This is a genomic window from Photobacterium aquae, from assembly GCF_001029445.1.
GTDB lineage: Bacteria > Pseudomonadota > Gammaproteobacteria > Enterobacterales > Vibrionaceae > Photobacterium > Photobacterium aquae.
This window is the reverse complement of record NZ_LDOT01000044.1, coordinates 1-1,283: the sequence shown is the minus strand read 5'-3', so window position 1 is coordinate 1,283 and position 1,283 is coordinate 1. Positions and strand designations below refer to the sequence as shown.

The 1,283-nt window shown below is 45.6% G+C and carries 1 protein-coding gene; it reads left to right on the top strand.

The genetic code is table 11. The features are described from left to right. Window positions 1–993 precede the first annotated feature (993 nt). Entirely contained in the window at window positions 994–1,230 is a 237-nt protein-coding gene (locus tag ABT56_RS20980; protein WP_047880885.1) for a hypothetical protein, read from the top strand. The last annotated feature ends 53 nt before the right edge of the window (window positions 1,231–1,283 follow it).

The following is a 1,283-nucleotide window of genomic DNA, read 5'->3' as shown; positions in this document are numbered from 1 at the left end:
ACTAGTGTTCCAGATATTACTAAAGGTTCAGGAGTAACAGATCACGTTGAGCTAAACCTAGAACACTAGTGTTCCAGATATTACCAAAGGTTCAGGAGTAACAGATCACGTTGAGCTAAACCTAGAACACTAGTGTTCCAGATATTACCAAAGGTTCAGGAGTAACAGATCACGCCGAGCTAAACCTAGAACACTAGTGTTCTAGGTGTTACCAGAAACCGGTAACCAAAAAACCTCCTATGCGGCCTCTCTCTGTTTGTTAGTGCCTGTTATGCCCATTATGTTAAATGGCTCAGTTTGGCATTCAAAACAGCCCTCAGAACGCTCAGAAAAGCCGTAGCGTGCATTTCTCACCTCAACCCAAGCCGATATACCCATAAACCCGATTGAAAGTTTGTGACGCTTTCACGGCGATTTACAGGGCCATTCCAGCCAAAACTTTTTGATCCCGAATCGCCGGCCAAACCGGTATTTAACTAAAACTTCAATTCTCGACATTCCAGTGACGAACGCCAAGCTTGAACGGTCTGCGATCCATGCCGCAGGCATATTAAGGCCACTGATTAATCTTTAATTTACCGACCATCTGATAATGGCCGAGCCCGACAAGGTCAAAATTGCCTCTCCCTTCTCCCTGTTAAGCCGCTTTAAAACTGAAAACGAACACAATCAGGAAGGCATTCTTGCCGTGGACTAACCGAAACGAATAAGAAGCCCCCGAAACGATTGAGCGATGCTGAGCGTAAAGAGTTTCGGGGGCGATCGAATGAGTGAACCCCCGTTCAGTAATACGGGGGTTATTACGACAATATTGCAGGGTTCGCCGCTCTTTGAAGCCTATCAGCGCTTGTCCTGGTTTCTTTTGGTTTGCACAACGTATCAGCTTAATGCGTTACTGAAACACCCATATGATTTCCGTAACAACTTTCATAGCCCATCACGTTTGAATTGTGTTACGGTATTCATAAATCAATTTCAATAGAGGTCAGTGCTATGTCACGTGGTGGTGCTCGTGAGGGTGCGGGCAGGAAAAAAGGGGAGCCTACCGAGGTTATCCGTGTTCCTGTTTTTTTGGTTGAGCATGTGAAAGGTCTGATTGCTCGTTACAAACAAGATCCAGAACTTTACCGTGAAGTTTTTTCTATGAGTGATAGTGAAGTGATGTCACGGGTTCGTGCCCCAATTCGGACACGCTCATGCTTCACTAAAAAAAAGAAAAAACGGAAATAGCCTTAAGGGAGGACGTCGCAAGCTCTGTGGTTAAGCCCTTTCGGCTACGCCGA